Here is a 25,754-nt window from a genome sequence, read left to right as displayed (position 1 = left end):
AGATCCAGTATCAGCGTGTCCACCAATCAGGGGGAGGCCCCACGAATGTTCGCCGGGTCTGGTGACACGCCGGTCGATGTTCGCAGAGGTTGAATCTCAAGCTCACTGCTTGAGGCTTGACATCAGGTCACGCATGTCGCTGATCATGGCCGATTGGTACGGGGACAGGTCAGGGACGCCCGGCCCATCACCGGCCTCGTCTTCGCTGTGGTCGTTGCTCTGGTACTGCGTGAAGGTGGAGAGACTCAGCGAGAGGACCGCTCCGCCCTCCAGCACCCGCAGCTCCGACTTACCGTCGTCCCGGGTCAGCAGATACGCCTTGTCGCCAAGGTCCGGAACCGTCTCCAGCTTCGCATCAGGATCAACTCCGAATTCAGTCACCCGTTGCCGCGCCTCGAATTCGGCGCCGGGGTCGGTCTTCTTGTGCAGTGCCACCGTGATTACGACGGTGTAGTCGATGGACCAGCCGTTCCCGGGCCGCTCCGCCCTGGTCCGAGACCGAAGAGGAATGAAGCACTGGATCTGGTCGAGGGCGGCATGGTTCAACAGCCCTGATTCGACCTTGGGGGTGGACTCTCTCGGTGCGATCGCCGCGCCGATCGACTTGAGCTGTAGAGATGGGCAAGGGTTTTGGTCCAGCTGGTACCCATGCATGTCCGGTTTCCGATCGCCTAATCCATACAGGAACAGCGCCGCCGCCCAGAGAACCGACGCCATTACCATCCCGCCCAGCGCCCACAACCACGGCTTTCGGGGCCGACGTTCCCCAACGAACTCCCGGTCGAAGTCGCCCATCACCTCGCGGGTTTCAACCGCACCGAACTCTCCCGCCATCTCCGGCTCAGAAATCATCCTGCTCCCCCTCCGCCGCGCCTTCCGCCTTCGTCATGATGATCGCAGCACTGACCCCGCCCCCGCAGGGCGGGTGGACGGATCCCACACGGTGAACCCACGTGGTCACAGCACTAGTTAGGGCGCGTATCGGGTCGTGATCAAGGGGCGGTTCGGGTGAGGCCTTTGATCCAGATCATCGAGGCGCGAAGGTGGAGGCCAGCGAGGTAACTCGCAGGGGTCTTGTCGAAGCGGGTACCGACACCCCGCCAGGCCTTCAGCTTGTTGATCAGGCGTTCGACGGTGTTCCGTTCCTTGTAGAGGCCAACATCGTGCCCGACTGGCCTACCGCCCTTGCTGCCCCGCTTCTTCCGGCTGGCGGCCTGGTCCTTCTTCTCCGGGATGACCGCCTTGATGTGGCGCTTCCGCAGGTGGGCGCGGTTGCCGCGGGACGAGTAGGCCTAATGGGAAGCGAAGGTTGGCGGGAGCTGACCTTCAGGCCCGCGGACCCGCACTTTCTTGAGCACGGGGATGAACTGCGGGCTGTCGGCGGCCTGCCTCGCAGTTAGGACGAACGCCAGCGGGCGGCATTTCCGGTCGCTGACAAGGTGGACCTTGCTGGTCTGCCCACCCCTTGAGCGTCCGAGCAGGGCGGCTTTCAGCCGGACCTTGCGGCGGCGGCGGGTACGTCGCCGTTCGCCCTGATTAGGATCATTTCCGATCTCCTGTCGGACTTGTTCTTCCGGGCTGCCCCCTTTTGCCGGGCCTTCTCCTCCTCGACGGCGGCCTTCTCCAGTGCGGTGATGACGTCCTGGCCGAGATGCATTCCGGCGGCGTCGTGGTGAGCCCGCACGGTGGTGGAGTCCACGCTGACCAGGGACAAGTCCACCTCACCCCGCTTCGCGACCTCTGCGATCAGCCCCTCCAGCAGGGCCTCGAAGACGCCGGCGTCCCGCCACTGCCGGAAGCGGTTGTGGACGGTCGACCAGGCCCCGAACTCCGCTGGCATCTCCCGCCACTGCCCGCCCGTCTTGAACCGCCAGATCACGCCCTCGAACTGCTGCCGCAGCCGCTCGGGGTACGGCCCGAAGCTGCCGATCGGCAGGTACGGCCTGATGAACTCCCATTCCACGTCCGTCAGCTGCGATCGCGTCACACAAGACGATCTACCGGATCACGCTCCGCCACGAGAGCGAATCCCGCAGATTGACCACAACCTGAACTCGCCCCGGTGCCCAGAGCGACTTCATTCCGGCATGAGCGGAATCAGGAACGCCACATCGACGCCGGCAAGCAGCATCAGCACTCCACCAGTGGTGAGGGCAAAGAGCTTGACCACCAGGGGGCCCCATGCCAGTTGTGAGGAGGTTCGCCAGGGCTTCTTCGGGTCGTAGGTGACCCGGGTCCGCGGTCCGCGGTTCTTGCCCCGGTGGCTGCGCTCGACGCCGTCGGTGTCGGTGAACTTGTACCAGGCAGCCCCATCCCGAGTCCTGAAGTTGAACGCGGCGAACACGGTGATCCCGCGCCGTCTCAGCGCGAGATCGAGCAGCGTGTCGTGCACGGCGCAGAACAGCATGATCAGGCCCATGGCGAGTGGCACCATCCCGACGATCACGAAGATCACGTCCGGCCCGCGGGTGGCGCCGACCCAGATCGCGTACCCGAGGTACGCGAGAATGAGGGCGCCGATGATCGCCAGCCGCAGCCGTACCACCGGCTCCAGCTTGTCCTTCTCCGGCTGCTTCAGAGCGGTGACGGTGACCCGTGCACTCCCGGCCGGGTCCCGCTGCTCGGGCAGTGCGGCGGTCAGTGCGGTCACGAACCCGGTGGCGGCGGTCGCGTTGCGGCCGTCCACCCGGTGCACGACCCCGTCGGTGAGCACGATCTCGACGTGCCGCCCGCCGTCGGTCCGGGCCTCCTGGACCACCGCTAGCGGGATCTCGGCGCGGGAATGTTGGTTGACCACCCGGAGGCCGTGGGCGTCGAGCACAGTCTCGGCATCGTCGTCGCCGAGAAGTACCTGCGAAGAGACCATCTGTACCTGCCCCCTGGGTGTGACGTGATGTCATCCGCTGTTGCGCGGAACCTACCGTGGCCGGCGGGCTGTCACGTCAGCAATAGGGGAGGACCCAAAGGAAGACCCTCGCCAGCCACCTCGCCGGCCTCCACCTCCGAGCCCCGATGTCTGGATCAAAGGCCTCACCCGGACCGCCCCTTGATCACGACCCGATACGCGCCCTAGTGCTGCAACGACACTCCGTGACGTTGTGGACGCTGCCTCGTTGATCGCTGCATGCAGGAAGAGATAACTGACGGTTGGTCAGATGTATTCGATGACTTCGTGGCGCGGTTCGCGGGTCGGTTCGGGCGTGTGGAGTCGCGGCGGCGGGTGGTGTCCTACGTGCGGGGACTGCTCAGTGAGACGGAACGCAAGAACGGCTGGACCCTGGCGGAGACCGTCGGCGATGACGGCCCCCAGGGCATGCAGCGTGTGCTGAACCACTACGTGTGGGACGCCGAGGCTCTGCGCGACGACGTCCGCGACGCGGTCGTGGAACTCCTCGGGGATCCCGAACAGGGAATTCTCATCCTCGATGAGACGGGATTCCTGAAGAAGGGCGTCCGGTCGGCGGGTGTGGCCCGACAGTACTCGGGGACGGCCGGCCGGATTGAGAATTCTCAGATCGGAGTCTTCCTGGCCTACGGATCCGAGAAGGGGCGTGCCCTGATAGACCGTGAGCTGTATCTTCCGAAGGGCTGGACGTCGGACCGTCAACGCTGCCGGGCGGCCGGTATCGAAGACGATGTCGAGTTCGCCACCAAACCCGACCTGGGACTGCGCATGCTGCAACGCGCGGTGGAGGCTGGGATCCCGTTTGGCTGGGTGACTGCTGATGAAGTCTACGGCCAGACAAGCCGAATCCGACTGTGGCTGGAGGAACACGAAATACCTCACGTGCTGGTGGTTCCGAAATCGCAGATGGTCATCACCATGGAATTCTTCGGTCAGGCCCGCGCCCACGAGCTGATCAGCCAGCTTGCCGACGATGAGTGGAAGACTCTGAACTGCGGCAACGGTGCTCATGGGCCGAGGGTTTACGACTGGGCGGCAGCCCCGATCCGGCCCTGGCGCCGCGAGGGCTGGGACCACTGGCTACTGGCACGCCGCAGCCTTACCGACCCCACGGACATCGCCTATTACATCTGCTTTTCCCCGACCGGGACGCCTCTTGAGGAACTCGTGCGGATCGCGGGGTCCCGGTGGATGGTCGAGGAATGCTTCCAGGCCGCGAAGAACGAGACCGGACTTGATCACTACCAAGTCCGCGGCTATACCGCGTGGTACCGGCACATAACTCTCTCCATGGCCGCCCTCGCCTTCCTCGCCATCCTGCGGGCGGAGGCAAAAAGGGGGTCCCGAAACCGATAGCGAGGGATCCCTCATACCCGTGACCATGAACGAGGCCCGGCGTCTCTTCAACCGCATCTGCTTTCCCGTCCGCCATGGCTTCCAGTACGTACTCGCCTGGTCCGTATGGCGAAGAAAGAGCCAAGCACGAGCTCGCATCAGCCACTACAAACGCAGAGGACATCACGAAGTGTCGTTGCAGTACTAGGAGAGCTGGGGGCGGCCCGGCCTAGCCACCACCTACTCGCAGGCGGAATGACTTGGTAGCCGGGCCGCCTGTGGGCCGTCCAAGGGCGGCCAACGAACACCGACGATGACCAACAACCACCGAGAGGCCGCAGTCGATGACTGCGGCCTCTCGGTGGTTCCACCCAGCTAGATCCAGGTGTCCAGCCACATCCGGTCCCGCCACGACCCGTCGGGGATCGGCGTTCCCGTGTAGATCGGCCAGAAATAAATGAAATTCCAGATGATCAGCAGCACCAGTACGCCCGCGGCGACAGCCCCCAGCGTCCGCCGCCGTTCGCCCGATGCGTCGCCGGTCACCAGGCCGAGTTCCCGCCGGGGGCCGCTCCCCACCCCCGGGCCCAGCATCGCGCCGATCATCATCGTGACCGCCAGACACAGGAACGGTACGAACACGACCGCGTAGAAGAGGAAGATCGTCCGCTCCTGGTAGAGGAACCAGGGCAGCCAGCCCGCCGCCACGCCGCAGGCGATCGCACCCGCCCGCCAGTCGCGCCGGAAGAACCAGCGCCACAGCACGTACACCAGGGCGAAGCACGCCGCCCACCACAGCAGCGGCGTCCCGATGGCCAGCACCTCGCGGGAGCATTTGCCGGTCTCCGATGCCGCGCAGCCCGGCTGTTCCTGCCAGAAGTACGAGACGGGCCGGCCGAGCACGATCCAGCTCCAGGGATTGGACTGGTAGGTGTGGCCGGAGGTCAGATTCACATGGAATTCGTAGACCTGGTACTCGTAGTGCCACAGGCTGCGCAGCCAGTCCGGCAGCCACGTCCAGTTGCCGCCCCTGCCGTCGGTCTGCGCCCAGTTCCGGTAGTAGCCCTTGTCGGTGACGATCCAGCCGGTCCAGGACACGAGGTACGTGAGGATCGCGACCGGGACCGTGCAGACGAACGCCGGCAGCAGATCGCGCTTGAGCACCGCCAGGTACGGCCGTACCGCACCCGCGGTCCGGCGCGCGCCCACGTCCCACAGCACCGTCATCAGACCGAAGCCGGCCAGGATGTACAGGCCGTTCCACTTGGTGGCGAAGGCCAGCCCCAGCATCAGACCGGCCGCCAGCCGCCACGGGCGCAGGCCGAGGCGCAGATTCTCCGCGACCCCGGCATCGGGGCGCAGCACACCCTCCTCGTCGACCGGCAGCGCCGCGGCGAGCCTGCGCCGCGCCCAGTCGCGGTCGATCAGCAGCGCACCGAAAGCGGCCAGCACGAAGAACATCAGTACCAGGTCGAGCAGCGCGGTGCGGCTCATCACGAAATGCAGGCCGTCGACGGCGAGCAGTGTGCCCGCCAGGCACCCAAGGAACGTCGAGCGGAACAGCCGCCGGCCGATCCGGCACAGCATCAGCACCGACAGCGTGCCGAGCACCGCGACCATGAACCGCCAGCCGAACGGCGTGAAACCGAAGAAGTGCTCCCCGAGCCCGATGATCCACTTGCCGACCGGTGGATGCACCACATAGCCCGGGTCCACCGGAACGTGCACCTTCGACGGATCGTCGAGGATGAGCTTGTCGATGTCCTTGGGCCAGTTGCCCTCGTAACCCTGGTTGATCAGCGCCCAGGAATCCTTGGCGTAATACGTCTCGTCGAATATCAGCGCGTGCGGGCTGCCCAGCTTCCAGAACCGCAGCACCCCCGCGACCAGCGCCACCAGCAGCGGACCACCCCAGGCGGACCAGCGCACCAGGCGCCCGGCCAGCGGCGGGGAAATCCCGAGCACCGCCCACAACTGGGCGCCGGGCCGGGTGTACGGCGGCACCAGCCGTTCACGCAGCCCGATTCCGGGCCGCGTCGCATGGCCGAAGCGGCGTAGCCGCTGTTGCCAGGAGGCGGGCTCTTCGCCGTGCGGTTCCCCGGCGTCTTGACCCTGCTGGGCCTCGGGCGCAGTACTCGTCACCGCGCCATCGTAGGGAACGCGTCTGTGCCAGTGCCCCTCCCGGCAAGCTTTGCCCCGTCGCGCCGCCCGGCACGCACGCTCGCGGCGTCGGCCAAAAGCCTTGGCAGCGCCGCTACCAGGGCTCCGGCCGCCTTGCGATCGCACGCACTGGACGACGCTCCTTCCGGGCAGACACCGCCGGTCACGGCACGAGCGCTGTCGCCCGTGCTGGGAGGATGGCTCATGTGACTGGAACGACTGGAACGCTGGTACTCGCAGGAACCCCCATCGGCGATGTGGCGGACGCCCCGCCACGCCTCGCCGCCGAACTGGAAACGGCCGATGTCGTCGCCGCCGAGGACACCCGGCGGCTGCGCCGCCTCACCCAGGCGCTCGGCATCCACACCACGGGGCGGGTCGTCTCCTACTTCGAGGGCAACGAGTCGGCCCGTACGCCCGAACTCGTCGAGGCGCTGACCGGCGGCGCCCGCGTCCTGCTGGTCACGGACGCCGGGATGCCGTCCGTCTCCGACCCCGGCTACCGGCTGGTGGCCGCGGCGGTGGAGAAGGACATCAAGGTCACCGCGGTCCCGGGCCCGTCCGCGGTGCTCACCGCTCTCGCCCTGTCCGCGCTGCCCGTCGACCGGTTCTGCTTCGAGGGCTTCCTGCCGCGCAAGGCGGGCGAACGGCTCGGCAGGCTGCGCGAGGTCGCCGACGAGCGCCGCACCATGGTCTTCTTCGAGGCCCCGCACCGGCTCGACGACACCCTCGCGGCGATGGCCGAGGTCTTCGGCGCCGACCGCCGGGCGGCCGTGTGCCGGGAGCTGACCAAGACGTACGAGGAAGTGAAGCGCGGCCCGCTGGGCGAGCTGGCGGCCTGGGCGGCCGAAGGCGTACGCGGTGAGATCACCGTCGTCGTCGAGGGCGCGGCCGACTCCGGACCCGGGGAACTGGACGCCGCGGAGCTGGTACGCAGGGTGCGGGTGCGTGAAGAGGCGGGGGAGCGACGCAAGGAAGCCATCGCCGCCGTGGCCGCTGACGCGGGGCTGCCCAAGCGCGAAGTCTTCGACGCGGTCGTGGCGGCAAAGAATGCGGAGCGAACCGGCCCCGCATAGGTCAACGAACTGATCTCGTAAGCAAAGCGGGAGTCGCGTACCGGGCCTTTCTGCCACGAGATGGCCAAAACCGCTCCAACACTCGTCACGGTCCGATGCGCTGCCGCTGGTAAGGGCGTCCACTGGACCAAGGACGCATTCTCCGGAGTGCCCGTCCGGCGGACCAAAGGAGCAGGCATGAGCGAGATCACACCTACCACCGTCCATGAGGCGTATGCCTTCGCCTGCATGAAGTGCGGACACGGCTGGGAACAGGCCTACGAGATAGAGCACCACGCCGACGGCTCCAACAACGACTACGTCATATACAAGGCGAACGGGGAGCGGGTTCCCTCGCCGCTCTCGCGGCCCAGCTGCGTGAACTGCGACGGGCACGTGGTCCGGATCATGGGGGCCGGCCGGGTCTCGGCCGTCCAGAATCTGCTTCACACGCCCCGGCCCACGCGGCCGCCCGTCGAGGGCATCGGCGCCCAGGACGACGAGGCCATGGCCGCCGCACCCGCGGGCGCGCAGCACCACTGGCACCTGTCCGACCTGCTGCACCCCTTCCATCGCAGGTAACGACCTCACCCGCTCTCCATCGCGGGTGAGGTCGTAAGGCCGTCCGGCTTCCACCGCCGGCGAGGCGCCCGGCGCGGTCCTCGTACGATCGTCGTCATGAGCCGTACCGAAGCCCCGCCGCTGCCCGAATCCCTCCGGGTGCCGGTCGCCGATTCGCACACCCACCTGGACATGCAGGACGCGACCGTCGAGGAGGGCCTGGCCAGGGCCGCGGCGGTCAACGTGACCACGGTGATCCAGGTGGGCTGCGACGTGGCCGGTTCACGATGGGCGGCCGAGACCGCCGCCGCGCACGCGAGCGTGCACGCGGCGGTCGCCCTCCACCCCAACGAGGCGCCGCGCATCGTGCACGGCGATCCCGAAGGGCGGTCACGGCAGGGGGCGCGCGAAGGGGGCGGGACAGCGGCGCTGCACGAGGCGCTCGCGGAGATCGACGCGCTGGCCGCACTCGACCACGTACGCGGTGTCGGCGAGACCGGGCTCGACTACTTCCGTACCGGCCCCGAGGGCATGGCCGCGCAGGAGGAGTCCTTCCGCGCCCACATCGAGATCGCCAAGCGGCACGGCAAGGCGCTGGTCATCCACGACCGCGAGGCGCACGCGGACGTGCTGCGCGTCCTCGCCGAGGCGGGCGCCCCCGAGCGGACCGTCTTCCACTGTTACTCCGGCGATGCCGACATGGCCCGGACCTGCGCGGACGCCGGGTACTTCATGTCCTTTGCGGGCAATGTCACCTTCAAGAACGCCCAGCCGCTGCGCGACGCGCTGTCCGTCGCGCCGATGGAACTGGTTCTGGTCGAGACGGACGCGCCGTTCCTGACCCCCGCCCCGTACCGCGGACGGCCCAACGCGCCGTACCTCATTCCGGTCACGCTGCGTGCCATGGCGGAGGTGAAGGGCGTGGACGAGGACGCCCTGGCGTCGGCCATCGTCGACAACACCGCTCGCGCGTTCGACTACTGAGTCGTACGTACCCACCCGTTGGTGACGGTACGCGGTCGAGCCGTTTTGGAGAGTCACCGATGCTCCGCTATTGTCCCGGGCGCCATCAGGCGAGCCGGCCGATCGGATCCTCTGGAGCATCGTGAGCAACTCGAAGGGCAGTCACCGCGCGGCACGCGGCAGTGGGCGTACGGCGGTGGCGCGACCGCCCGCCCCGCTTCCGGCCGCCGCCCCCGCGTCCGTCCCGCTCCATGAGCGGCTGACGCTCGCCGCCTGGGCGGTCCACGCCCCGACCGTCGTCGACCTGCCGTCGCCAGGCCGCCCGCCCGCCACCGGCGCCACCGGCGGTCGGGTGGTGGCGCGCCGGGCCGCCCCGCGGCACAGGGCCCCGGCCGGGCCCGAGAGCCTGCGCCGACTCGTCCCACAGGCCCTCGTCGTCGCGTTCCTGGCCGGTGGCACCACGGCGTTCGTGGCCTGCGACAAGGCGGTGACGCTGGACGTCGACGGCAGGCCCCGCACCCTGCACACCTTCGCGAGCGAGATCGACGAGTTCCTCGCCGACGAGGGCATCACGCTCGCCGCCCGCGACAGCGTCACACCGGCCCTCGGCAGCGGACTCGCCGACGGCGACGAGGTCGTGGTCCGGCCGCGGAGGTAGGAGCCCGGCGCCCGGCCGGAGAAGCCGTGTGCGCGATGGGCGCGAGCCCCCGGCCGCGCCGCGGCCGTACGCTTACCGGGTGAGCACCACTGAGCCCGATGCCCTCCTGGGCCCCGCAGACATCCGCGAGCTGGCCGCAGAGCTGGGCGTACGCCCGACCAAGCAGCGCGGTCAGAACTTCGTCATCGACGCCAACACGGTTCGCCGGATCGTGCGGACGGCGGAAGTCCGCCCGGACGACGTCGTCGTCGAAGTCGGTCCCGGGCTCGGCTCGTTGACTTTGGCGCTGCTGGAGGCGGCGGACCGGGTCGTCGCCGTCGAGATCGACGACGTGCTGGCGCGCGCCCTGCCGGCCACGGTCGCCGCCCGGATGCCGGGGCGCGCCGACCGGTTCACGCTGGTGCACTCCGACGCGATGCTGGTGCGGGAGCTGCCGGGCCCGGCGCCGACCGCGCTGGTCGCGAACCTTCCGTACAACGTCGCCGTGCCGGTCCTGCTGACGATGCTGGAGCGGTTCCCGTCGATCGAGCGGACCCTCGTCATGGTCCAGGCCGAGGTCGCCGACCGGCTGGCCGCCCGGCCGGGCAACAAGGTCTACGGTGTGCCGTCGGTGAAGGCCAACTGGTACGCGGACGTCAAGCGGGCCGGGTCCATCGGCCGCAACGTCTTCTGGCCCGCCCCGAACGTCGACTCCGGTCTGGTGTCGCTGGTCCGGCGCACCGAGCCGATCGCGACGAGCGCGAGCAGGACCGAGGTCTTCGCGGTCGTCGACGCGGCCTTCGCCCAGCGCCGCAAGACGCTGCGGGCGGCTCTGGCCGGCTGGGCGGGCTCCGCGCCCGCCGCCGAAGCGGCACTGGTCGCGGCCGGGATCTCGCCGCAGGCCCGCGGCGAGGCGCTGACGGTCGAGGAGTTCGCCGCCATCGCCGAGAACAAGCCCGCCGGGTACGAGCCTGCCGGGTACGAGCCTGCCGGGAACGAGCCTGCCGGGTACGAGCCCGCCGGGAACGCCCGTAACGAGCCCTCCGGGAGGGGCGAGTGAGCGTCACCGTCCGCGTACCGGCCAAGGTCAACGTCCAGCTCGCGGTCGGCGCCCCGCGCCCCGACGGCTTCCACGACCTGGCCAACGTCTTCCTCGCCGTCGGCCTGTACGACGAGGTCACCGTCACCCCCGCCGACGAGCTGCGCATCACCTGCTCGGGCCCGGACGCCGCGAAGGTCCCGCTGGACGCGACGAACCTCGCCGCCCGCGCCGCGATCGCACTGGCCGAACGGCACGGCATCGCCCCCGATGTGCACATCCACATCGCCAAGGACATCCCTGTCGCGGGCGGCATGGCGGGCGGCAGTGCCGACGGTGCCGCCGCCCTGCTGGCCTGCGACGCCCTCTGGTCCACCGGCGCCACCCGGGAAGAGCTCCTCGCCATCTGCGCGGAGCTGGGCAGCGACGTCCCGTTCAGCCTCGTCGGCGGCGCGGCCCTCGGCGTCGGCCGCGGCGAGCGGCTGACCCCGATCGATGTCGGCGGAACCTTCCACTGGGTCTTCGCGGTCGCCGACGGCGGGCTCTCCACCCCGGCCGTCTACGGTGAGTTCGACCGGCTCACGGCCGGTACGGACGTCCCGGCACCGGAGGCCTCACCGGCGCTCCTCGCCGCACTGCGCGCCGGGGACACCACCGCGCTCGCGGACGCCCTGAGCAACGACCTCCAGCCCGCCGCCCTGTCCCTGCGCCCCTCGCTGGCCGACACCCTCGCCGCGGGCACCGGGGCCGGTGCCCTGGCCGCCCTGGTCTCGGGCTCCGGGCCGACCACCGCGTTCCTGGTGGCGGACGAGGAGTCGGCCCGGAAGGTGGCCGAGGTGCTGATCACCTCGGGCACGTGCCGCGACGCCCGGGCCGCGGTCTCCCCGGCGCCGGGTGCCACGGTCGTCTGACACCGGCTGCCGCTACCGGCCGTAGTGGTAGCGGCAGGCGGCGATGCGGACCTCTTCGTTCACGACTTTGTAGATGAGCCGGTGCTCATCGGTGATCCGGCGGGACCAGAACCCCTGGAAACCGTGCTTCAGGGGCTCTGGCTTTCCCATGCCCTCGTTCCCGTTCCGGGCGACATCCTGCAACAGCGTATTGATCCGCTTGAGGATCTTCCGGTCCTGCGCCTGCCACCAGACGTAGTCCTCCCAGGCCGACTCGTCCCAGACGAATTTCACTCGGCGAGCTCCCGTGCGATGCCCGCACCGGACTCCAGGCGCTCTATCGAGGCCAGCAGGCGGCGGGCGTTCTCGGGGCTCCGGAGCAGGTAGGCGGTTTCTTTCAGGGACTCGTACTCGTCGAGTGCGACGATCACCACCGGTTCGTGTCCGGCTCGCGTCACTATGACTTCCTCGCGGTCGTCGACGACCGCGTTGAGCGTCTCGGCGTACTTCGCCCGCGATTCGGTGTAGGTCATGGTCCGCATGTTCGCCTCCCAGCTGTACGTACAGAATTCTGTACGTACAGGAAAGCGTACGTCCGGGAGGCGGTGGGCGGCAAGGGCGAGCGGGCATCGCACCGCCGCCGCCCCGTACCCTGGGAAGTCGATCGATCCCCCGGGGCAGGAGTGAAATGGCCGTCAATCTGGTCAATGTCGAGCAGGTCAGCAAGGTGTACGGCACCCGTGCCCTGCTCGACGGCGTGTCCCTCGGGGTGTCCGAGGGGGACCGGATCGGTGTCGTGGGCCGTAACGGCGACGGCAAGACGACCCTCATCCGGATGCTCGCCAGGCTGGAGGAGGCGGACAGCGGCCGCGTCACCCACAGCGGTGGGCTGCGCCTCGGCGTCCTGACCCAGCACGACTCGCTCGACCCGGAGGCGACCATCCGCCACGAGGTGATCGGCGACCTCGCCGACCACGAGTGGGCGGGCAGCGCCAAGATCCGCGACGTGCTCACCGGGCTCTTCGGCGGGCTCGCCCTGCCGGGCTTCGAGCATGGTCTGGACACCGTCATCGCGCCGCTCTCCGGCGGTGAGCGGCGCCGCATCGCGCTGGCCAAGCTGCTCATCGCCGAGCAGGACCTGATCGTCCTCGACGAGCCGACCAACCACCTCGACGTCGAGGGCATCTCCTGGCTCGCCGGCCATCTGCGGGCACGCCGTTCGGCGCTCGTCTGCGTCACCCACGACCGCTGGTTCCTCGACCAGGTCTGTACGCGCATGTGGGACGTCCAGCGCGGCACGGTCCACGAATACGAGGGCGGCTACAGCGACTACGTCTTCGCCCGGGCCGAACGGGAGCGGATCGCCGCGACCGAGGAGTCCAAGCGGCAGAACCTGATGCGCAAGGAGCTGGCCTGGCTGCGCCGTGGCGCCCCCGCCCGTACCTCCAAGCCGCGCTACCGCATCGAGGCGGCCAACGAACTGATCGCCGACGTGCCGCCGCCGCGCGACACCAGCGAGCTGATGAAGTTCGCCAACGCGCGGCTCGGCAAGACCGTCTTCGACCTGGAGGACGTGACCGTCCAGGCGGGACCCAAGACGCTGCTCACCCACCTCACCTGGCAGCTGGGCCCCGGCGACCGGATCGGCCTGGTCGGGGTCAACGGCGCGGGCAAGACCTCGCTGCTGCGGGCGCTCGCCGAGGCGGCCCGTACGCAGGGCGACACCCAGCCCGCCGCCGGGAAGGTCGTCGTCGGCAAGACGGTCAGGCTCGCCTACCTCTCCCAGGAGGTCCATGAGCTGAACCCGAACCTGCGGGTGCTCGAAGCGGTGCAGCAGGTACGGGACCGGGTCGACCTCGGCAAGGGCCGGGAGATGACCGCGGGCCAGCTCTGCGAGCAGTTCGGCTTCTCGAAGGAGAAGCAGTGGACCCCGGTCGGCGACCTCTCCGGCGGTGAGCGGCGCCGGCTCCAGATCCTGCGTCTGCTGATGGACGAGCCGAACGTCCTCTTCCTCGACGAGCCCACCAACGACCTCGACATCGAGACCCTGACCCAGCTGGAGGACCTCCTCGACGGCTGGCCCGGGTCGATGATCGTGATCTCCCACGACCGGTTCTTCATCGAGCGCACCACGGACCGGGTGATGGCGCTGCTCGGCGACCGCGCGCTGCGGATGCTGCCGCGTGGGATCGACGAGTACCTGGAGCGCAGGCAGCGGATGGAGGAGGCGGCCACCCCCTCCGCCGCGCCCGCGGCCAAGGAGAAGGCCGCGCCGGCCGCGACCGTCTCCCCGCAGGCCGCACGCGCGGCGAAGAAGGAACTGCAGAAGGTGGAGCGGCAGCTCGACAAGATGTCGACACGGGAGACCGCGCTGCACGCCCAGATCGCGGACAACGCCACGGACTTCGAGAAGGTGGCGAAGCTGGACGCGGAGCTGCGCGAACTGGTCGCGGAGCGCGATGAGTTGGAGATGCGCTGGCTGGAACTGGCCGAGGAAGCCTGATCGCTGCGGTGCCTTCGGTGTGACCGGTGTGGTCTGTGGGGCGGGTGGTAGAAAGGATGCTCGCCCGGCGCAGGTAACAGACGCCGGACCGGTCCGCACGAAGGGGGACGTGCTGATGACCCAGCCGCCCGGCCAGCAACCGCCGCAGGGAGGCTTCGGGGCCCCGTACGATCCGCCACCGGGGCCGGCTCAGCCGTCCTCGCCCCCACCCGGATACGGCTCCGCGCCGCTGCCCGGCCAGGCCGCAGGGCCGTACGATGCGCCCGGCCAGGCCGCAGGGCCGTACGGCACGCCCGTACAGCCGGGGCCGTACGGTGTTCCGCAGCCCGGTCCGTACAACGCGCCGCCGCAGCCGGGACCGTACAACGCCCCCGCGCAGCCGGGACCGTACAACGCCTCGACGCAGCCCGGTCCGTACAACGCCCCCGCGCAGCCCGGTCCGTACGGCCAATCGCCGCAGCCGCAGCCCGGATTCAGCCCGCAGCCACAGCCGCGGCCCGGTGGCGGAGGGTTCTTCCGGGGGCGACGCGGAGCGGTCATCGGTGGCGTGCTCGCGGTGGTGCTGCTGGCCGGCGGTGGCATCTGGTTCGCCAGGAGCGGCGACGACGCGTCGAAGCCCACGGCGAAGGCGAGCACCGATCCCGGGCCGAGCTCCTCCGGTGACGGGGGCGACGACAAGGCCGGGAACCCGAGTCCGGGCACGCGCGACCTCCGCGCGGAGGCCGACGCGCTCAACGCCCAGCGCAAGCCGGGCGAGGCGAAGGTCCTCTGGATCCAGGAGGGCGGCGTCGACGTGCCGCGCAACGGCTCGGACGTGTACGGCCCCTGGATCGTCGGCGACACCATCGTCAAGGCCATGTTCCACACGCTCTCCGGCTATTCGGTCACCGACGGTCGCCAGAAGTGGAGCCTTCGCATGCCGTCGAATCTGTGCGCGGCGCCCTCGCAGGCCACCGCCGACGGCAAGATCGTCCTCGGGATCAAGTCCGGCCACGGGGACCGGGCGTTCTGCGACGCGCTCCAGATGGTCGACCTCACGACCGGCAAGGCCGGCTGGCACAAGACCTACAGGCGCCACGGCGTCTGGGACGAGCTCTCCGAGGTCGCGATGGCGATCAACGGCGACACCGTGACCGTGGGGCGCACCACCAGGACGGATGCTTTCCGGGTCAGTGACGGCAAGGTGCTCTTCGGGAAACTGCCGGGGAACTGCCAGCCGTTCGGCTTCGCGAGCGGTCCCGTGGCGATCGCCGCCACCAGCTGTCAGACGGCGGCCGACGACCACAAGGAGCAGCAGGTGCAGCGGATCGACCCGGTCACCGGCAAGGTCCAGTGGACGTACAAGGTCAAGAAGGGCTGGCAGGTCGCGCAGTTCTACTCGGCGAACCCACCGGTCGTCTCGCTGAAGCAGGACGACAAGTGGGCCGTCCTCGTGCTCAACGAGAACGGCACCTACCGCTCCCAACTGGTCGGTGGCACCGAGGACTACGTGACGGAGTGCGACGAGGAGCTCCTCACCGACGGCAAGAGTCTCGACAACTGCCTCGGCGTGACGGCCGACGACCGGGCGGTCTACCTGGCGACGAAGCCCGACATGGCGGCCCGCCATCCCACCAACAAGGTCGTGGCCTTCGACCTGAACACCGGTCGGACCAAGTGGAAGGCCGCGGCGCCGGCCGGTCAGACCATGATGCCGATGCGGGTGGAGGGCGGCAGGCTGCTGATGTATGTGGCGGCGGAGAAGAACAAGGGCGGCGGTATCGCGTCCCTCCCGCCCACGGGTGGCACACCGCAGATGGTGCTGCGGCATCCGGCGGCGGCCTCCGCGGTCGAAAGGGGCTTCTTCCTTTCCCGGGTCGCCTATGCGAACGGGCGCTCTTTCCTTGTGCACGCGAGCATCAGCGGGATCGATGACGAGGCGGAGAAGTCGATGAAGTCGATCGTGGGCTTCGGCAACTGACGGTCCGAGGCGTAACGGCGGCATCACGGGCCGGTTCTCCCTTGGGAACAGGGGGTGGACCGACCCGGTGTCCGTGGTGACGCGGGTGGTACAAAGAAGCCCCGCTCGACTGTCGTAACACTGCGGGATCCATGCCCGATTCGCTCCTTTCCGCGGAGTTCACGGGGTCTTGTCGGACCCTTCGAACTCCGCGGAATCGCGGGGGAGACCGGAACGGGCACCGGACCGCACGAAGGGGGACGTGCTGATGACCCAGCCGCCCAGCCAGCAACCGCCGCAGGGGGGATTCGGCGCACCGCAGGAGCCGCCGTCGGGAAGTCCTCAGCCGCCCCAGGGGCCGCCGCAGACCCCGCCGCCCGCGCAGCCGCCGCAGTCCCCGCCGCCGCAGTCCCCGCCGGCTCCGCAGTCCCCGCCGCCCGCGCAGCCCGGTTACGCCTATCCTCAGTCCCCCGGCCAGGCGCCGGGCCAGATACCCGGTCAGGCCCCCGGTTACGGCCATCCCCAGCAGTCCGGCCCGTACAACCAGCAGCAGCCGGGCCCCTACGGCCAGCAGCCCGGTCCGTACGGTCAGGCGCAGCAGCCCGGCCCGTACAACCAGCAGCCGGGTCCGTACGGTCAGGCGCAGCAGCCGGGCCCGTACAACCAGCAGCCCGGCCCGTACGGCCAGCAGGCGCAGCCCGGTTACGGCTACCCGCAGCAGCAGTACCCCGGCGCACCGGCCCCGGGCGGCCCCGGCGGTGGCAGCCTCTTCAAGCGCAAGCCCGCGCTGATCGTCGGCGCCGCGGTCGTCGCGCTCCTCGTGATCGGCGGCGGCATCTTCGTCGCCACGAACGGGGGCGGCGACGACAAGAAGCCCGTCGCGGGGAAGAGCGACGACGCCAAGCCGAGCACCTCGCCCTCCGTCGACGAGGGCAACGGCAACAGTGACGGCGACGGCCGCGAGAGCGACGACGACCTCAACGCCGGCCGCAAGCCGGGCGAGGCGAAGGTCCTCTGGCTGCAGAAGAACGACATCGACCTGCCGCGCAACGGCTCGGACGTGTACGGCCCCTGGGTCGTCGGCGACACCGTCGTCAAGGGCATGTACCGCAGCATTTCCGGCTACTCCGTGGCCGACGGCAAGCAGAAGTGGACGCTGAAACTGCCCGCAGACCTGTGCGCGGCGCCCTCGCAGACCACCACCGACGGCAAGATCGTCATCGGAATCAATAACGGCACCACCGACAAGGCGGTCTGCGCGGACCTCCAGATGATCGACCTCAACACCGGCAAGGCCGGCTGGAAGAAGTCGATCAAGAAGAACGGCATCTGGGACATAATGTCGGAGATCTCGCTCGCCATCAGCGGCAACACCGTGGCGGTCGGGCGCACCGGCAACTCCAGCGCGTACCAGGTCAGCGACGGCAAGGAACTGTTCGGCAAGCAGCCGGGCGACTGCCAGCCGTTCGCCTTCGCGGGCGGGCCGAAGCTGATCGCCGCCTCCAACTGCCGCACCGACGACGTCTACAATCCGCAGCACCAGGTCCAGGAGCTCGACCCGACCACCGGGAAGCCCAAGTGGACCTACCGGCCCAAGCGCGGCTGGGAGATCGACCGGGTCTTCTCGGTGAGCCCGCTGGTGGTCTCCCTGAAGAAGGACAAGGAGTGGAGCATCCTCTCCCTCAAGGAGAACGGCTCGTTCCGCTCCGGGCTCGTCAGTGACAAGGGCGACAAGTTCGCGCCGGACTGCGGAAGCGCCTTCGCGATCTTCCGTAAGTCCCTGGACGGTTGCACCGGTGTCGCCGCCGACGCCAACACGTTCTACATCGCGACCTCGCAGGACTCCAGCGGCCTCGCCCGTACGAACAAGGTCGTGGCGTTCGACCTGAACACCGGCAAGCCCAAGTGGAAGGCCGCGGCCCCGGCCGAGCGCATGGTGAAGCCGCTGCGCATGGAGGGCGCCGACGTACTGCTGTACGTGGAGGCCGGTTACAGCAAGGGCGGCGGGATCGCCACCCTCGCACCGACCGGCGGCGCCGTGAAGATGGTGCTGAAGCACCCCGTGTCGACGTCCCAGATCGAGAGCACCTTCTACGACACGAAGATCGTCTACGCCGGTGGCCGTTCCTTCATCGCGAGCGGACGGGTCAGCGCGAGAAACGACAAGGAAGAGCTGGAGACGAAGACCATGATGGCCTTCGGCAACTGACGGCTCACGAAGACCTCTCACGGCGGGCAGCGGCCCGAGCCGCTTCGCGCTGCCGCTGCCCGCCCCGACTCACCGACTCTCCCTTCCCCCCCGAGGTACGTACGCCATGACGCAGCCGCCCCAGCCGCCCAACGAGCCGCCCCAGGGTGGGTTCGGTGCCCCGCAGGACCCCCCGCCGGGTGGGTTCGGCGCGCCGGCACCGCCGCCCGCCGACCCGTTCGGCAAGCAGCCGGCCACCCCGCCCGCGAGCGGATTCGGCGCCCCGCAGGCCCCGCCGCCCGCGGGCCCGCCGCAGCAGCCGGTTCCGGGTTACGGCTACCCGCAGGGTCAGCCGCAGCCCGGTTACGGCTTCCCGCAGGCGCCCGTGCCCGGTCAGCCGCAGCCCGGTTACGGCTTCCCGCAGGCGCCCGTGCCCGGTCAGCCGCAGCAGGGGTACGGCTACCCGCAGGGCCTGCCGCCCGGTCAGCCGCCCCAGCAGGGGTACGGCTACCCGACCGCCCCGATGCAGCAGCAGTACCCGCCGCAGCAGAACGGGAACGGCGACGGGAACGGCGGCAAGAAATTCAGCACCCAGATGCAGATCATCGTCGCCGCCTCGGTCGCCGTCGTGCTGATCGTCGCCGGTGGCATCTGGTACTCCTCCAGCGGCGGTGACGACGGCAAGAAGAAGAAGGAGGAGGCGTCCCAGACCAGCGGCGGCACCGCCGAGGGCAAGGGCGGCGGCCGGAGCGGCGCGGTCGGTGGCGGCGGAAGGGAGAAGGCACCGGCGGACCCCAGGTCCAAGGTCGCCTTCCAGCTGCCGCTGCCGAAGGTCACCGACACCACCAAGGTCGACGGTTCCTGGCTGACCGACAAGGCATACGTGAAGTCCGGTCTGAACGAGATCGTCGGCTACGACCTGGCCAAGGGGACCAAGCTGTGGTCCATCCCGCTGGCCGGCCAGGTCTGCGCCGCCTCCCGGCACATGTCCAAGGACTACAAGACGGCCATCGCCTTCGAGGCGGGCAAGCCGACCGCGGCCAAGAAGTACCAGCCGTGCAACCAGGTCGGCGCGCTCGACCTGAACACCGGCAAGCTGATGTGGAGCAAGTCGGTGACCGCCGCCACCAGCGGTGACGCGCCGGTCAGGTACAACGAGATAACGCTCAGCGGTACCACGGTCGCCGCGGCCGGTACCGAGGGCGGTGCGGCGTTCGACCTCAACACCGGCGCCGAGCGCTGGAAGCCCAAGGTCTCCACCGACGGCTGCTACGACACCGGCTACGGCGGCGGCGACGCGCTCGCCGTGGTCCGCAAGTGCGGTACGTACGAAGACCCGCAGCTCGTCATCCAGGCACTGAACCCGACGACCGGCGCCCCGATCTCCTCGTACAAGATGCCGCCCGGTGTCGACTACGCGAGCATCGTTTCCACCAAGCCGCTGGTCGTCGCGGCCGACGTCGGCGACACCGCCGGTGACGGCAGCGGCATCTCGGACTTCTTCTCGATCGACGCCTCCACCGGCAAGCTGCTCACCAGGATCGCGGCGGACGGCGAGAAGTACGCCGCGCGGTGCCATTCCACCGAGGTCGAGAGCTGCAGCCAGCTGGCCGTCGGCAACAACCGCATCTACGTGCCGACCGAGGCCCATGAGGGCACCGGCGAGTACGGCGACACCAACGAGATCGTCTCCTTCGACCTCACGACCGGCAAGCCGACCAGCGACCGGGCCGACGCGGGTGAGCGCTACACGATGTTCCCGGTCCGCATGGACGGCGGCAACATCATCGCGTACCGGATGCCCCCGTACGACAAGGGCGGCCAGGTCGTCTCCATCGACGGTGCCACGTTCAAGCAGACGGTGCTGATGGAGAACCCGAGCGACCGGTCCGTCCGCGAGGCGGAGACCAGCTTCACGCCGGACTTCTCCGAATTCCTTTACAACGAGGGGCACTTGTACCTGGCCAGCACCATGGCGAGTAAGCCCATGGGATCCCTGGACACGAGCCGCCGCCTGACGATCGCTTTCATCAGGGAGTAACTGCCCGCCGTATGCGCGGGGGTGGCGTCCGTTCGTCGGCGCCACCCCCGCACACGTCTACGGCCCGGACGCTGCCGTCGTCGAACGGTAATGGTCGACAGGCGGATCGAATCGATGCCCGGTCGAACACGTCGGGCTGTCAACTGATCTTGAATGCGCGCCGAGTCGGCCATTCAGGCCTTTTGGCCGGTAAGACGCCCGCAACGTCGAACAAGCGTGTAGCTTGCCGGGTCAGGGCGGGCCGGGGGGTCTGGCGCCGGTGCTACGGGGGTGTGCTCGATGGGCGTGCGGCTCATGGTGGTCGACGATCACCGACTGCTCGCCGAGGCGCTGGCCTCGGCGCTGAAACTGCGGGGCCACCGGGTGCTCGCGGCGGCCGCGCCGACCACGGGGGCCGCGGATTTGGTGGTGAGCAGGGCACCGGACGTCTGTCTGTTCGGCACCGCGTTGCCCGCCGAGCCCGGTGTCTTCGACCCGATCGTACGGATCCGGCGGGAGCGCCCGCAGGTGGCCGTGGTGGTGCTCGGTCCGGTGCCCAGCCCGCGCGGGATCGCGGCGGCGTTCGCGGCGGGCGCCGCGGGATACGTCCGCCACGACGAGCGCATGGAGGGCGTCGAGCGGGCGATGGTCAAGGCGCGCGCCGGCGAGGCCGCGGTGGCGCCACAGCTGCTCCAGGGCGCCTTCGCCGAGCTGCTCAACCCGGCCGCGGGACCGGACGACGAGGGGCAGCGGCTGCTGGAGCTGCTGACCCCGCGCGAGATCGAGGTCCTGGTGCGGGTCGCCGAGGGGCAGGACACCCGGCTGATCGCGGCCGGGATGCGGATCGCGTCGAGCACCGCGCGCACGCATGTGCAGCGGGTGCTGATGAAGCTGGGCGTCGGCTCCCGGCTGGAGGCCGCGGCCCTCGCGGCCCGCACCGGCCTGCTGGACCGGGCGGTACCGCTGGACGGGCAGGGGCCCGGCGGCATCGAGTAGTGCCGCCGGGCGTCCGCCGAGAGGCCGGGCCTCCCGCTGAAGGCGGTGTGTCAGCCGTCGGCCCGGGTTCACCGGGGCCGACTTCCTTCGTTGTGCGAACCGAGCCCGAAGGAATCAACGCTCTCGTGTTCCAGAGCTGAACACTTTTCCTGAGCTCAGGCGCACGGGCGGACCCGGATCGCTGAGCCGAGTACGCGTACCTCCCGCGCCGCTTCGCCATTGACGCACCTGTTTACTTGTGGTTCATTGTGTTTGGTTATGTTTGGAGGAACCTGGTGAAGAAGACGGTTACGACGCTTGCCGACGGCCGGGAGCTGCTCTACTACGACAGCCGGGACGATGTCGTGCGTGACGCCGTCGACCGGCGGCCCCTCGATGCCGTCTCGACCTCGTCCGAGATCCGGCGTGACCCGCTCCTCGGCGACAGCGTCGCCATCGCCTCGCACCGCCAGGGCCGCATCTACCACCCGCCGGCCGACGAGTGCCCGCTCTGTCCCTCGCGGGACGGCCGGCTGAGCGAGATCCCCGAGGCGGACTACGACGTCGCCGTCTTCGAGAACCGTTTCCCCTCGCTCGCCGGCGACTCCGGCCGCTGTGAAGTCGTCTGCTTCACCTCCGACCACGACGCCTCGTTCGCCGACCTCACCGAGGACCGGGCGGCCCTGGTCCTCGCGGCATGGACCGACCGCACCGCCGAACTTGCCGGGCTCCCCCAGGTCGAGCAGGTGTTCTGTTTCGAGAACCGGGGCGCCGAGATCGGCGTCACGCTCGGCCATCCGCACGGACAGATCTACGGATACCCGTTCGTCACCCCGCGCACCGAGCTGATGCTCCGCTCGATGGAGACCCACCGGGCCGAGACCGGCCGCAACCTCTTCGACGACGTCGTGGCCCGCGAGGAGAAGGACGGCTCGCGCATCGTCATCGCCGCCGAGCACTGGGTCGCCTTCGTGCCGTACGCGGCGCACTGGCCGTACGAGGTCCATCTCCATCCCCGCCGCCGCGTCCCCGATCTGAGGGAACTCGACGAGGCCGCGCGCACGGAGTTCCCACAGGTCTATCTGGAACTCTTGAGGCGATTCGACCGGATCTTCGGCCCCGGTGAGCCGCCGACCCCGTACATCTCGGCCTGGCACCAGGCCCCGTTCCGGGCTCCGGGTCGGGAGGACTTCGGGCTCCATCTGGAGCTTTTCACCATCCGACGCACATCCGGCAAGCTGAAGTTCCTCGCGGGTTCCGAATCGGGCATGAACGTGTTCATCAACGATGTGCCGCCGGAGGCCGCGGCCCAGCGACTGCGAGAGGTAGCGAGCGAGTGAGCAAGCCCCAGAAGAAGTATCTGGTCACAGGCGGCGCGGGATACGTCGGCAGCGTGGTCGCCCAGCACCTGCTGGAGGCCGGTCACGCCGTCACCGTCCTCGACGACCTCTCGACCGGGTTCCGGGAGGGCGTCCCGGCCGGGGCCGAGTTCATCGAGGGCCGCGTCCAGGACGCGGCGAAGTGGCTGGACGCCTCGTACGACGGGGTGCTGCACTTCGCCGCGTACTCCCAGGTCGGCGAGTCCGTCGCGGACCCGGAGAAGTACTGGGTGAACAACGTCGGCGGCTCCGTCGCACTGCTTGCCGCGATGCGGGACGCCGACGTACGGACCCTGGTCTTCTCCTCCACCGCCGCGACCTACGGCGAGCCCGTCACCACCCCCATCACCGAGTCCGACGCGACCGCGCCCACCAACCCCTACGGCGCCACGAAACTCGCCGTCGACCACATGATCACCGGCGAGGCCGCCGCCCACCGACTGGCCGCGGTCTCGCTGCGCTACTTCAACGTGGCCGGGGCGTACGGCAGTTACGGGGAACGGCACAGCCCCGAATCGCACCTCATCCCGCTGGTCCTCCAGGTCGCCCTCGGGCAGCGCGAGTCGATCTCCGTGTACGGCGACGACTACCCGACCCCCGACGGCACCTGTGTCCGCGACTACATCCACGTCGCCGACCTCGCCGAGGCCCACCTCCTCGCCCTGGACGCGGCCACCGCGGGCGAGCACCTGATCTGCAACCTCGGCAACGGCAACGGCTTCTCGGTGCGCGAGGTCATCGAGACCGTCCGCGCCGTCACCGGCCACCCGGTCCCCGAGACCGCGGCCCCGCGCCGCGCCGGTGACCCCGCCGTGCTCGTCGCCTCCGCCACCAGCGCCAGGGAGCGGCTCGGCTGGACGCCGTCACGCGCCGACCTGACCGGAATCGTCTCCGACGCCTGGACGTTCGCCCGCCGAGAGGAGCCCACCGCCCCATGACCGACGACGCCGAGCTGCGCACCGCTTTCACCGAGCTGTACGGGACCGCCCCCGAAGGAATCTGGGCGGCGCCCGGCCGGGTCAACCTGATCGGCGAATACACCGACTTCAACGACGGCTTCGTGATGCCGCTCGCGCTGCCGCACACCGCGCGCGCCGCCGTGGCCCGCCGCACCGACGGCGAACTGCGGCTCCACTCGACCGACGTACCGGGCGGCGTCGTCCGGCTCCGGCTCGACGAACTGGCCCCCCGCCAGGGGCACGGCTGGGCGGCGTACCCGGCCGGAGTGTTCTGGGCGCTGCGCGAGGCCGGCCACCCGGTCACCGGTGCGGACATCCAGCTGACCTCCACCGTTCCCACCGGCGCGGGCCTGTCCTCCTCCGCCGCGCTCGAAGTCGTCACCGCGCTGGCCCTGAACGACCTCTTCGAACTGGGGCTCTCCGCCCCGGAGCTGGCGATCATCGGCCAGCGCGCCGAGAACACGTTCGTCGGCGTGCCGTGCGGGGTCATGGACCAGATGGCCTCCGCCTGCTGCACCGAGGGCCACGCGCTGTACCTCGACACCCGCGACCTCACCCAGCGCCAGGTCCCCTTCGACCTGGCGGCCCACGGACTGCGGCTGCTGGTCGTCGACACCCAGGTCGCGCACGCGCTCGGCGACGGCGCGTACGCCGAGCGGCGGGCCGGCTGCGAGGCGGGGGCGGCGGCACTCGGCATGCGTACGCTGCGCGAGCTGCCGTACGACGGACTCGGCGCGGCCCTGGACACCCTGGCCGAGGCCGGCGTGGACGAGTCCGTGGTGCGCTACGTACGCCATGTGGTCAGCGACAACGAGCGGGTGAAGCAGGTCATCGCGCTGCTCGACGCGGGCGATGTGCGGGGCGCGGGCCCGGTCCTCGACGCGGGGCACGTCTCGCTCCGCGACGATCTGCGGGTCTCCTGCCCGGAGTTGGACCTGGTGGTGTCCGCGGCGGGCGAGGCCGGGGCGCTCGGCGCGCGGATGACCGGTGGCGGCTTCGGCGGCTCGGCGATCGTCCTGGTGGAGGAGGCGCAGGCGGACACGGTCGCCAAGTCCGTGCTGGCGGCGTTCGCCTCGGCGGGGTACGCGGCGCCGCGTATCTTCCCGGCAGTTCCTTCGGCGGGTGCCCGGCGCCTGGCCTGATGCTCGACCTGAGGCCCATTCACTTCCGCCTCACGACGGATCACGTATCACACGCTACGGAGCAGAGCCTGCCACTTCTGCGAATAGCCTTCCCCATCGGCCGGACGGCCGTACGCTGATGCACAGCACCGGTGGGGGCCGGTGCTGATTCAGGGGTACGAGACAGTCGGGTACGGCGCCCGGGGCGGGTGGCAGTCGACACACGGCGGCGGCCGTGGGGCTGCGGTCCATCTCCCCGATCCGGGCGGCCGTACCCGCCGCCGTTCCGTCCCTTCGTCGGGCCGGGGGTGGCCCAGCAACAGCGGCAGCATGGGGGTGCCTGTGGTTCGTATCCGGGTTCTCGTGGTGGACGACCACCGCATCTTCGCCGAGTCGCTCGCGGCGGCGCTCGCGGCCGAGCCGGACGTCGAAGTGGCGGCGGCGGGCAGCGGCCCCGCCGCGCTGCGGTGTCTGGAACGGGCCGCCGCCGAGGGGCGCGGCTACGACGTGATGCTGGTCGATGCCGAACTGGGCGTTCTGGCCGGGGTGCGGAACCTTGCCGGGGTGCGGGGCGACCGGGCGGTCGTCCCGGCGCCCCGCAGCGGGGAGGCCGCCCCGGTGGACGGCATCTCGCTGGTCGCCGGGGTCCGCTCGGGCCGGCCCTCCGTGCGCACGGTGGTGCTCGCCGAGAGGGACGACCCGCGCCGGGCCGCGCTGGCGCTGCAGGCGGGGGCCTCGGGCTGGGTGGCCAAGGACTGCTCGCTGCAACGGCTGCTCACGGTCATCCGGGGGGTGCTGCGCGACGAGACGCACCTGCCCCCCGCCCTGCTCACGGGCGTGCTGCGGGAGCTGACGGCGGCGCGCAAGCACCGCACCGAGAGCGAACAGCTCGTCGAGTCGCTCACCCCGCGCGAGCGCGAGGTGCTGCGCTGCATGGTCGCGGGTCTGGGGCGCAAGGCGGTGGCGGAGCGGCTCTACCTCTCCCCGCACACGGTGCGTACGCACATGCAGAACGTGCTGGGAAAGCTGGGCGTGCACTCGACGCTGGCCGCGGTCGCACTGGCCCGGCGGGCGGGCGTCGGACCGGTGGATCCGGAACCGGCCGGGCAGGCCCTGGGGGGCTGA

At 69.9% G+C, this 25,754-nt stretch carries 21 protein-coding genes and 1 pseudogene; 16 read left to right on the top strand and 6 right to left on the bottom strand.

Annotated features, from left to right (window positions below; all coding sequences use genetic code 11):
* Window positions 1-102: 102 nt before the first annotated feature.
* From OG306_RS15060 to OG306_RS15050, 3 genes and pseudogenes are all read right to left on the bottom strand, one after another.
* Window positions 103-852, bottom strand: a complete 750-nt coding sequence (locus OG306_RS15060) for a hypothetical protein (RefSeq protein WP_266746687.1) — start codon at window positions 850-852, stop codon at window positions 103-105.
* 140 nt (window positions 853-992) lie between these two features.
* Window positions 993-1,987: pseudogene (locus OG306_RS15055) on the bottom strand (IS5 family transposase).
* 90 nt (window positions 1,988-2,077) lie between these two features.
* A complete protein-coding gene (locus OG306_RS15050) occupies window positions 2,078-2,866 on the bottom strand; it encodes a hypothetical protein (RefSeq protein WP_266746686.1) in 789 nt (262 codons plus the stop codon).
* 258 nt (window positions 2,867-3,124) lie between these two features.
* On the opposite strand from OG306_RS15050, the gene OG306_RS15045 reads away from it, so the two are divergent.
* The gene (locus tag OG306_RS15045; RefSeq protein WP_266746685.1) at window positions 3,125-4,261 is read left to right on the top strand and encodes an IS701 family transposase; all 1,137 of its coding nucleotides are present in this window, start codon (window positions 3,125-3,127) and stop codon (window positions 4,259-4,261) included.
* Window positions 4,262-4,615: 354 nt separating this feature from the next.
* Here the strand turns inward: OG306_RS15045 and OG306_RS15040 are convergent, their stop codons facing one another.
* On the bottom strand, window positions 4,616-6,382 hold the full coding sequence (locus OG306_RS15040) for a dolichyl-phosphate-mannose--protein mannosyltransferase (protein ID WP_327349736.1): 1,767 nt from the start codon (window positions 6,380-6,382) through the stop codon (window positions 4,616-4,618).
* A gap of 215 nt (window positions 6,383-6,597) precedes the next feature.
* Here OG306_RS15040 and rsmI point away from each other — a divergent pair, with 215 nt between their 5' ends.
* From rsmI to OG306_RS15010, 6 genes are all read left to right on the top strand, one after another.
* Window positions 6,598-7,476, top strand: coding sequence for a 16S rRNA (cytidine(1402)-2'-O)-methyltransferase (rsmI, locus tag OG306_RS15035; protein ID WP_266746683.1), 879 nt, complete (start codon window positions 6,598-6,600; stop codon window positions 7,474-7,476).
* Between the two features lie 177 nt (window positions 7,477-7,653).
* On the top strand, window positions 7,654-8,037 hold the full coding sequence (locus OG306_RS15030; protein WP_266746682.1) for a hypothetical protein: 384 nt from the start codon (window positions 7,654-7,656) through the stop codon (window positions 8,035-8,037).
* Window positions 8,038-8,133: 96 nt separating this feature from the next.
* Entirely contained in the window at window positions 8,134-9,000 is an 867-nt protein-coding gene (locus OG306_RS15025; RefSeq protein WP_371665374.1) for a TatD family hydrolase, read from the top strand.
* Window positions 9,001-9,121: 121 nt separating this feature from the next.
* Window positions 9,122-9,637: a ubiquitin-like domain-containing protein gene (locus tag OG306_RS15020; protein ID WP_371665373.1), complete on the top strand. Its 516-nt coding sequence runs from the start codon at window positions 9,122-9,124 to the stop codon at window positions 9,635-9,637.
* 79 nt (window positions 9,638-9,716) lie between these two features.
* Complete coding sequence (gene rsmA, locus OG306_RS15015; RefSeq protein ID WP_266746680.1) at window positions 9,717-10,676, top strand: 16S rRNA (adenine(1518)-N(6)/adenine(1519)-N(6))-dimethyltransferase RsmA; 960 nt, start codon at window positions 9,717-9,719, stop codon at window positions 10,674-10,676.
* A complete protein-coding gene (locus tag OG306_RS15010; protein WP_266746679.1) occupies window positions 10,673-11,566 on the top strand; it encodes a 4-(cytidine 5'-diphospho)-2-C-methyl-D-erythritol kinase in 894 nt (297 codons plus the stop codon). The genes rsmA and OG306_RS15010 overlap by 4 nt, the downstream gene beginning before the upstream one ends.
* A gap of 12 nt (window positions 11,567-11,578) precedes the next feature.
* On the opposite strand, the gene OG306_RS15005 is transcribed toward OG306_RS15010, so the two are convergent.
* Window positions 11,579-11,839, bottom strand: a complete 261-nt coding sequence (locus tag OG306_RS15005) for a Txe/YoeB family addiction module toxin (protein WP_266746678.1) — start codon at window positions 11,837-11,839, stop codon at window positions 11,579-11,581.
* Window positions 11,836-12,087, bottom strand: coding sequence for a type II toxin-antitoxin system Phd/YefM family antitoxin (locus OG306_RS15000; protein ID WP_266746677.1), 252 nt, complete (start codon window positions 12,085-12,087; stop codon window positions 11,836-11,838). Before OG306_RS15000 ends, OG306_RS15005 begins: the two co-directional genes overlap by 4 nt.
* Window positions 12,088-12,233: 146 nt before the next feature.
* Between OG306_RS15000 and OG306_RS14995 the strand changes: the two genes are divergently transcribed.
* The 9 genes from OG306_RS14995 (at window position 12,234) to OG306_RS14955 (ending at window position 25,754) form a co-directional block, all read left to right on the top strand.
* Window positions 12,234-14,048 carry an ABC-F family ATP-binding cassette domain-containing protein gene (locus tag OG306_RS14995; protein WP_266746676.1) on the top strand — a complete coding sequence of 605 codons (1,815 nt, stop codon included), beginning with the start codon at window positions 12,234-12,236 and terminating at the stop codon, window positions 14,046-14,048.
* A 115-nt stretch (window positions 14,049-14,163) separates the two neighbouring features.
* On the top strand, window positions 14,164-16,008 hold the full coding sequence (locus tag OG306_RS14990; RefSeq protein ID WP_371665372.1) for a PQQ-binding-like beta-propeller repeat protein: 1,845 nt from the start codon (window positions 14,164-14,166) through the stop codon (window positions 16,006-16,008).
* A 247-nt stretch (window positions 16,009-16,255) separates the two neighbouring features.
* Complete coding sequence (locus tag OG306_RS14985; RefSeq protein WP_266746674.1) at window positions 16,256-18,196, top strand: PQQ-binding-like beta-propeller repeat protein; 1,941 nt, start codon at window positions 16,256-16,258, stop codon at window positions 18,194-18,196.
* 106 nt (window positions 18,197-18,302) lie between these two features.
* Window positions 18,303-20,216: a PQQ-binding-like beta-propeller repeat protein gene (locus OG306_RS14980; RefSeq protein ID WP_266746673.1), complete on the top strand. Its 1,914-nt coding sequence runs from the start codon at window positions 18,303-18,305 to the stop codon at window positions 20,214-20,216.
* A 279-nt stretch (window positions 20,217-20,495) separates the two neighbouring features.
* A complete protein-coding gene (locus tag OG306_RS14975) occupies window positions 20,496-21,191 on the top strand; it encodes a helix-turn-helix transcriptional regulator (protein ID WP_266746672.1) in 696 nt (231 codons plus the stop codon).
* A gap of 275 nt (window positions 21,192-21,466) precedes the next feature.
* A complete protein-coding gene (galT, locus tag OG306_RS14970; RefSeq protein ID WP_266746671.1) occupies window positions 21,467-22,510 on the top strand; it encodes a galactose-1-phosphate uridylyltransferase in 1,044 nt (347 codons plus the stop codon).
* Window positions 22,507-23,487 carry a UDP-glucose 4-epimerase GalE gene (galE, locus tag OG306_RS14965; RefSeq protein ID WP_266746670.1) on the top strand — a complete coding sequence of 327 codons (981 nt, stop codon included), beginning with the start codon at window positions 22,507-22,509 and terminating at the stop codon, window positions 23,485-23,487. Before galT ends, galE begins: the two co-directional genes overlap by 4 nt.
* The gene (galK, locus tag OG306_RS14960; protein ID WP_371665371.1) at window positions 23,484-24,650 is read left to right on the top strand and encodes a galactokinase; all 1,167 of its coding nucleotides are present in this window, start codon (window positions 23,484-23,486) and stop codon (window positions 24,648-24,650) included. Before galE ends, galK begins: the two co-directional genes overlap by 4 nt.
* Before the next feature lie 309 nt (window positions 24,651-24,959).
* A complete protein-coding gene (locus OG306_RS14955; RefSeq protein ID WP_266746668.1) occupies window positions 24,960-25,754 on the top strand; it encodes a response regulator transcription factor in 795 nt (264 codons plus the stop codon).

The organism is Streptomyces sp. NBC_01241 (assembly GCF_041435435.1).
Taxonomy (GTDB): Bacteria; Actinomycetota; Actinomycetes; order Streptomycetales; family Streptomycetaceae; genus Streptomyces.
This window is presented reverse-complemented; position numbering and strand designations above follow the sequence as displayed.

What these genes read in the sequence shown, in the direction of transcription:
- OG306_RS15060 (WP_266746687.1), bottom strand. Translation starts at nt 852, where the DNA reads ATGATTTCTGAGCCGGAGATGGCGGGAGAGTTCGGTGCGGTTGAAACC.
- OG306_RS15050 (WP_266746686.1), bottom strand. Translation starts at nt 2,866, where the DNA reads ATGGTCTCTTCGCAGGTACTTCTCGGCGACGACGATGCCGAGACTGTG.
- OG306_RS15045 (WP_266746685.1), top strand. Translation starts at nt 3,125, where the DNA reads ATGCAGGAAGAGATAACTGACGGTTGGTCAGATGTATTCGATGACTTC.
- rsmI (WP_266746683.1), top strand. Translation starts at nt 6,598, where the DNA reads ATGGCTCATGTGACTGGAACGACTGGAACGCTGGTACTCGCAGGAACC.
- OG306_RS15030 (WP_266746682.1), top strand. Translation starts at nt 7,654, where the DNA reads ATGAGCGAGATCACACCTACCACCGTCCATGAGGCGTATGCCTTCGCC.
- OG306_RS15025 (WP_371665374.1), top strand. Translation starts at nt 8,134, where the DNA reads ATGAGCCGTACCGAAGCCCCGCCGCTGCCCGAATCCCTCCGGGTGCCG.
- OG306_RS15000 (WP_266746677.1), bottom strand. Translation starts at nt 12,087, where the DNA reads ATGCGGACCATGACCTACACCGAATCGCGGGCGAAGTACGCCGAGACG.
- OG306_RS14995 (WP_266746676.1), top strand. Translation starts at nt 12,234, where the DNA reads ATGGCCGTCAATCTGGTCAATGTCGAGCAGGTCAGCAAGGTGTACGGC.
- OG306_RS14990 (WP_371665372.1), top strand. Translation starts at nt 14,164, where the DNA reads ATGACCCAGCCGCCCGGCCAGCAACCGCCGCAGGGAGGCTTCGGGGCC.
- OG306_RS14985 (WP_266746674.1), top strand. Translation starts at nt 16,256, where the DNA reads ATGACCCAGCCGCCCAGCCAGCAACCGCCGCAGGGGGGATTCGGCGCA.
- OG306_RS14980 (WP_266746673.1), top strand. Translation starts at nt 18,303, where the DNA reads ATGACGCAGCCGCCCCAGCCGCCCAACGAGCCGCCCCAGGGTGGGTTC.
- OG306_RS14975 (WP_266746672.1), top strand. Translation starts at nt 20,496, where the DNA reads ATGGGCGTGCGGCTCATGGTGGTCGACGATCACCGACTGCTCGCCGAG.
- galK (WP_371665371.1), top strand. Translation starts at nt 23,484, where the DNA reads ATGACCGACGACGCCGAGCTGCGCACCGCTTTCACCGAGCTGTACGGG.
- OG306_RS14955 (WP_266746668.1), top strand. Translation starts at nt 24,960, where the DNA reads ATGGGGGTGCCTGTGGTTCGTATCCGGGTTCTCGTGGTGGACGACCAC.